This is a genomic window from Luteitalea sp., assembly GCF_022842525.1.
Lineage (GTDB): Bacteria > Acidobacteriota > Vicinamibacteria > Vicinamibacterales > Vicinamibacteraceae > Luteitalea.
In genome coordinates, this window is record NZ_JALHPM010000261.1 from 1 (window position 1) to 6,596 (window position 6,596).

The window sequence follows — 6,596 nt, forward strand, 5'->3', positions numbered from 1 at the left end:
GCGGGCCGGGCCGCATCGGGGCGCGTCGACGTCGACCGCCCCGTCCGGGACGGACGCGAGGCCGGGGCCGGGCGCTCGACGGTGGTCGCCTCGGTGGGGGCGACGGGCTCGGGCGGCGTGGAGATGACCCGAGCAGGCGCCGGCGGGACATCCAGCGCCACGGACACCGGCGCAGTGACCGGCGTGCCGCGGGTGCAGCCGCCCATGCCGAGGAGGACGAGCGCCGCGATCAGCAGGCGCGGTCTCCGATGGTGCCAGCCTCGAGCCGACATGGTGCGAATCACGAACCCTCTCCTCGTGGTCATGCGCGTGGCAGCCGCAACCGGAACGACGTGCCCCGCCCGGGCGTCGACTCGACCTCGATCGTGCCGTCGTGCAACTGGACGGTGCGATACACCATGGACAGGCCGAGTCCGCTGCCCTGCTCGCGCGTCGTGAAATACAGATCGAAGATGCGGGCCAGGTGCTCGGGCTGGATGCCCGCTCCGGTGTCCACCACATCCACCTGCACCTGCTGGTCTTCGACGGGCCGGGCGCGAAGCGCCAGCGATCCGCCCGACGGCATCGCGTCGATGGCATTGAGCGCGAGGTTCAGCAGCGCCTGCCGCACCATCGTGCGGTCGACCTGGATGAGGACGTCGCGCTGCGCCTCGGTCTCGACGACGATGCCGTGCTGTTCCGCCTGCGGCCGGACGACGTCCACGATGTCCTGCAGGAGGGTCGCGATCACGACCGGCTCGAGCTGCAGTTCCTCCGGGCGACTGAACCGGAGGAACCCCTGGACGACGTGGTCGAGGCGCCGGATCTCTTCGCCGATGATCGAGACGTGGCTCATCAGGCCATCGGCCGGCGGCGCCTCGGGCAGCCCGCTCCCGCCCGCGCCCCCGGCCACGGCGAGCGCCGCGCGCTTGCCCAGCTTCTGCTTGAGCAGCTCGAGGTGGATGGTCATCGCGTTGAGCGGGTTCTTGACCTCGTGCGCCACCCCGGCCAGCAGTCGGTTGAGCGACGACAGCTTCCGCGAATAGCGCAGCATCGTCTGGAGCTGGGTCAGGGCACCGACGTTGCGCGCCACGAGCATCACCCCGACGAAGCCGCGCGCCTGATCCGCGATGGGATGCGCCATCAGTTGCTGCTGACTGCCGACCTCGCCGCCCACGCCCGGCAGATCGGCGATCTGCGGTCCGCGCGAGGCGCGCACCGCCAGGGCCTGCTCGACGATCACGCGACAGGGGTGCCCTTCGGAGACCGCCGTGGCCAGCGCCGCGCCCGGCTCGAGTGCCGGCAGCAGCGCCTTCATGGCCGCATTGACGAACGCCACGTCGCCGTTGGGCCCGACGATGGCGACGGCGTCCTCGAGGCGCTCGACCACGGACTCGGCGCGGCGCGCCTGTTCGACCAGCCGGGACCGGATCGACGAGACCGACTGACTGAGCGCGTTGAACGACGTGCCGAGATCCTTGAAGTCCTCGTCGGGCAGGTCGAGGCGCACGTCCTCTTCACCCTGGCCGAGCCGGGCGATGCCGCTCTGCAGCACGTGGATGGGCCGCAGGAATCGCCTGGCCATCAGCCACGAGACGCCGGTCGCGAGGACGATGGCCGCGGCCGCCACGATGGCGATCGGCTTGAGCGCCGACTTGAGGCCGGCCCAGATCAGCACCGTGGACACGCCGATGCGAATCGACCCGAAGCGCTCGTCGCCGAGCAGCAGGGGCTGCGTCACTTCGTAGCTGCGCTGCTCCCACACGCCGCGCAACTGGGTCAGCGGTCCTCCCTGCAGCAGTTCCTCGAGCGACGGCTGCGGCGGCACGGGCGTGCCTTCGAGCGTCGGCGAACTGTGCACCAGGGCCTGGTCACGGACGTCCGTGATGGTGGCGTAGGTGACGTTCTCGGCAAAGCCGATGGCCGACAGGAGGATGGCGCGCAGTCCCGGGTCGGCCTGCAGGTCCGCCGCGGCCGACTCGCGGCTGCGGACCAGCGTGAAGGCGCGCTGGTAGGTCGCGTTGGCCAGCATGCGCCCGCGCAGCTCGCTCTCGGCCAGCAGGGCGTGCGCCTGCGCCGCGAGGTACACGACGCTCAGCGCGATCACCGTCAGCGCGACGATGCAGGTCACGCCGAGCGCCTGCCGGGTCTGGTAGCTCAGACGCATGCGCCGTGGGCGATCAGTCGCCTGACTGATCGCGGCCCTTCATGCGATTCAGCTTGTTGTGCAGGGTCTTGAGGCTGATGCCGAGCAGCTCCGCGGCCCGCGTCTTGTTCTGGCCGGTGTGCGCCAGCGTGATCTCGATCAACCGCATCTCCGCCTCGTCCACGGTGGTGCCGGGCGTGATGGTGATCTGGTGTCGTTCGCTGGCACTGGCCGGCGGCAGGGACAGCTCGGGCGGCAACTGCGCCGCCTCGATGAACTCGCCCGGCGACAGGATGGTGGCCCGCTCGATGACGTTGCGCAGTTCGCGGACGTTGCCGGGCCAGTGGTACTGCTCGAGCAGGGCCAGCGCGTCCTGCGAGACCCCCTTGACGTCCTTGCCGTTGCGCCCGTTGAACTCGCTGATGAACGACTGCACGAGCAGCGGGATGTCCTCGCGACGGGCCCGCAGGGGCGGCAGCTCGATCGAGAAGACGTTGAGCCGGTAGTACAGGTCCTCGCGCAGCTTGCCCCGCTGCACGGCCTCGAGCGGGTTGACGTTGGTGGCCGCGATGATGCGCACGTCGACGCTCTGCTCGGCCCGGCCGCCGAGACGACGGAAGGTGCGCTCCTGCAGGACGCGCAGCAGCTTGACCTGCGTGACGGGCACCATCTCGGCGATTTCGTCGAGGAACAGCGTGCCGCGGTGCGCCAGCTCGAAGCAGCCGAGCCGACGCTCGACGGCCCCCGTGAAGGCGCCCTTCTCGTGCCCGAAGATCTCGCTCTCGAGCAGCGTCTCCGGGATGGCCGCGCAGTTGATGGCGATGTAGGGCTGGTGCACCCGATCGCTGAGCTGATGGATCGTCTGCGCGACCAGTTCCTTGCCGGTCCCCGACTCGCCCCAGATCAACACCGAGGCGCCGGTCGGCGCCGCCTGCTCGATCGTGCGGTAGAGGCGCCGGATGGCTGGCGTGTTGCCGATGATGCGGCCGAAGCTGCCCTGGTCACGCAGCTGCCGACGCAGCACGCGCACTTCGCGCCGCGTCTCCTGGCGCTCCACGGCCTTGGCCAGCAGGATCTGCAGCCGGTGCGGATCCACCGGCTTGGTCAGGTAGTCGTAGGCCCCATCGCGAATGGCCTCGACGGCGGTCTCGACGGTGCCCTGCGCCGTGAGGATCACCACGCAGAGATCCGTCAGCTGGTCCTGCAGCGCGCGCAGCAGCCCGAGGCCATCGAGCCGCGGCATCACGAGGTCGGTCAGGACGATGCCCGGGCGGAAGGTCGTGATCTTCTGCAGCGCCTCCTCGCCATCGGAGGCATCCTCGGCGACATAGCCCCAGGCGCGAATCAGCTCGGTGAGCCCGATGCGCGCGGAGCGGTCGTCCTCGACCACGAGGATGCGCTCGCCGGCCGGCTGGTCCTGTAACGGGTCGGGCGGGCGGGAGGATTCGATCACACTCGGCACACGGCACCCTTTCGCGAAAATGCAGAGGTCGCACTACGGCGCGTTCCCACAGCGTAACATCTACATGGTGACCGCCACGGACGCGAACGATACGCCGTCTCAGCCGTTGGAGACGCCCGAGCCCGACCGTCCGGGAACGGTCCCCGACCCGCCAGCGCCGTCCCGGGCCCTGTCCCTCCTCGAGGTCCTGCTCTGCTCGGGCTTCCCGACGCAGATCCTCATCGGCGGACTCCTCATCGGGCTGGGCCTGCGGGTGACGACCGACGACCCCCTGCCCTTCCAGTTCGTGGTCGCGGTGTCCCTGCTCGACACGGTGGCGATCGTCCTGCTCGTGATGCTCTTCCTGCATCTCCGTGGCGAACGCCCGCTGGAGGTCCTGCTCGGTCGTGGACCGCTGTGGCCCGAGGTGCGGCGAGGCGTCACCTACCTCCCGGTGGTCTTCGGCCTGGTCATCCTGCTCGGCACGGTGGTGCAGGTGCTGGCGCCCTGGTTGCACAACGTGCCGCAGAATCCGCTGCAGGCGATGCTGACCTCGCCGTGGCGCGTGGCGGTGTTCGCGGTCGTGGTGGTGCTGGCCGGCGGACTGCGCGAGGAAGTGCAGCGCGCGTTCATCCTGCACCGGTTCGATCAGCATCTCGGCGGCGCGCGGGTCGGCCTGGCGCTGTTCAGCGTCGCCTTCGGCCTCGGTCACCTGACGCAGGGCTTCGACGCCGCCATCATCACCGGCACCCTCGGGCTGTTCTGGGGGGTCATGTACCTGCGTCGCCGCAGCATCGTCGCGCCCGCGATTTCGCACGCCCTCTTCAACCTGATCGAGATCGCGCTCTTCCAGTACGCCTCGAAGCACGGCGTCCTGCCGCCACCCTGACGCGCGGCGACCTCGGTGGCGCACTGGTCGCCAGCGGGGTTACCGGGTCTCGTAGCCCCACTCCCCCACCACCACGCCGAGCACGCGCGCGTCGCCGGGGACCTGCCAGGTCGGCGAGACCTGGAGGCGGATGGCGTGCCAGTGCCCGTCGGGATGCGGCGGCAACCGGTAGTCGAGGACGACCCAGGGCCCGGAGTCGACCAGGCGGCGGTCGGCCGGACGTCCATCGATGGCCACCTCGAGGCGCTGCGGCTGCGGCGACAGATTGCGGACGGGAATGCGCACACGCCACGCCTCGGCCGGCACATGGAGCACGGCATCCCCCGTGGTCCACCGATACGTTTCGCCGCGCGCGCCGAGCTGATCGGGATGCAGCCCCTCGTGCGGCGGCGCGGCCACGAGCGCCGCGCGACCACCAATCCAGCCCGTGCGGACGGGCCAGCTCGCGCAGGCGACCAGCAGCAACCCGACGGCCGTCACCCGCCACGCGCGCGGGAGCGGCGACGCGCCCAGCGTGGCGAGCGCCGCGCAGAGGGTGCCGACGACGACGTCCTCGCGCAGGAGGATGCGATCGCCGGTGAGCATCGTGAGGGTGTAGCCGACGAGACCACCGACCAGGCCCGCGACCGGCCAGGTGGCGGCGGTGCGCGGCACGAGGTTGCCGGGCGCCCGCACCCCGATCACGACCGCCGCGAGCATCAGGACGAACGCCGCGAGCCCCAGGGCCCCCAGTTCGCTGGCCACGAGCAGGTAGGTGTTGTGCGGCGACAGGCGCGCATCGCGCGGCAGCGACTCGATGCCGAGGGTGGCGCGGACCCGCTCGAACTCGCCAGGGGCGTTGCCGAGCCCCTGGCCGGTGAGTGGGTGCTCCTCGATCATGCGGAGGGCCACCTGCCACACGGCGATGCGCCCCTTCGCGATGGCGTCGGGCGGCTGCCGCAGGTTGAAGGTGTAGAGCCACGTGTGGACGTACGAGGTCTGCTGTTCGTGCCGCACGTCGAGTGCCGTCCCCAGGGCGGCCACGCCCGCCACCACGACGAGCACGACCACGACCACGAGGCGCACGCCACGTCGCAGCGACCGCTGCACGAACGGTGACGGGTCGATCGCGTCGAGTCCGTGGCGCAGGGCGATCCCCACCATGGTCAGCAGACCGGTGCCGAGCGCCACGAGCCCGGCGCGCCCCGCGGTCATGACGACCGCCACGAGCACGAGCGCGGCGCCGCTGGCCCACGCGATACGCGTCCAGGCCGTCGAGCGCATGGCGAGGCCGACCAGCACTGGCGCGGTCAGGGCGTAGAACGCCGCGAGCGCATTCGGATCGATGTAGGTGGCGTTGATGCGGGTGATGCCGCTGTCGAAGACGAGCCAGGCCGTCTGCAGCCCGAGCCCCGTCCAGGCCTGCCCCATGCCGAACAGCGCGGTGAGAATGGCCGCGACGGCGGCCGCGCGCAGGGTCCGCTCACGCGTTGCGCGCGTGGCGGCCCACCCGACGATGAGGACGCACAGCAGGCCATCCATCAGGGCGGTCCACGCCCGCAGTGTGGTCGGCGCCGCGGCGTGATCGACCGCGAAGATGTACTCCGGCACCTGGGTCTGCAGGAGGCGCCAGACGTGGGGGAGATCGACGCCGCGCCAGGGCTCCGGCGTGATCGACGCGAGGAACGACACGGTCGCCACGCCGACGAACACCCCCCATCCCGGCGCCATGCTGGTCCCGTCGCCGCGACGTCCGCAGAGGCGGATGACGATCCAGGGCAGGGCCTGGGTCGCCACGACGAGGTGGACGATGCCATCGGGGACGGCGGGCACCAGCGTCGGCCAGATGGGCAGCAGCGGCACCAGCCCGATGAGCACGGCGGGCGACCACTGCGGACGGAGCGCCGCGAGCGCGGTCAGGGCGAGCAGGCCCGCCCGCAGCCACAGCGGGATGGCGGGGGCGGTGGCCAGCACCCAGCCGGGCACAGAGAGGGACGCGCCCAGCAGGGGCAGGAGGGCGAGGCGTGACCCGGCCTCGCGCCAGCCGCCCCACTGGGCCGCTGGCCTCACGGCGTCCCCGCGATCTGGACAGGCGTGCGCTCGCGGATCCCGGCCAGCCAGTCGGCCACGAGGGCCGTCCGCCGCGCCTGCACGAGGCTCCG

At 71.4% G+C, this 6,596-nt stretch carries 4 protein-coding genes and 1 pseudogene; 1 reads left to right on the top strand and 4 read right to left on the bottom strand.

Going from position 1 to position 6,596, the window contains the following annotated elements; translation table 11 throughout:
- The 3 genes and pseudogenes from Q0C41_RS28645 to Q0C41_RS28655 all read right to left on the bottom strand — a co-directional run.
- Positions 1–284 (bottom strand): annotated as a pseudogene (locus Q0C41_RS28645) (hypothetical protein); the annotation flags it as partial.
- Positions 285–301: 17 nt separating this feature from the next.
- Positions 302–2,146, bottom strand: a complete 1,845-nt coding sequence (locus tag Q0C41_RS28650) for an ATP-binding protein (protein ID WP_291989965.1) — start codon at positions 2,144–2,146, stop codon at positions 302–304.
- Between the two features lie 13 nt (positions 2,147–2,159).
- Complete coding sequence (locus Q0C41_RS28655) at positions 2,160–3,578, bottom strand: sigma-54 dependent transcriptional regulator (protein WP_291989967.1); 1,419 nt, start codon at positions 3,576–3,578, stop codon at positions 2,160–2,162.
- 73 nt (positions 3,579–3,651) lie between these two features.
- Here Q0C41_RS28655 and Q0C41_RS28660 point away from each other — a divergent pair, with 73 nt between their 5' ends.
- Positions 3,652–4,455: a type II CAAX endopeptidase family protein gene (locus Q0C41_RS28660; RefSeq protein WP_291989968.1), complete on the top strand. Its 804-nt coding sequence runs from the start codon at positions 3,652–3,654 to the stop codon at positions 4,453–4,455.
- Positions 4,456–4,494: 39 nt separating this feature from the next.
- Here the strand turns inward: Q0C41_RS28660 and Q0C41_RS28665 are convergent, their stop codons facing one another.
- The gene (locus Q0C41_RS28665) at positions 4,495–6,504 is read right to left on the bottom strand and encodes an O-antigen ligase (protein ID WP_291989971.1); all 2,010 of its coding nucleotides are present in this window, start codon (positions 6,502–6,504) and stop codon (positions 4,495–4,497) included.
- Positions 6,505–6,596 lie beyond the last annotated feature (92 nt).

Excerpts from the sequence above, each read along its gene's own strand:
- Q0C41_RS28650 (WP_291989965.1), bottom strand. The coding sequence starts at position 2,146 with ATGCGTCTGAGCTACCAGACCCGGCAGGCGCTCGGCGTGACCTGCATC.
- Q0C41_RS28660 (WP_291989968.1), top strand. The coding sequence starts at position 3,652 with ATGGTGACCGCCACGGACGCGAACGATACGCCGTCTCAGCCGTTGGAG.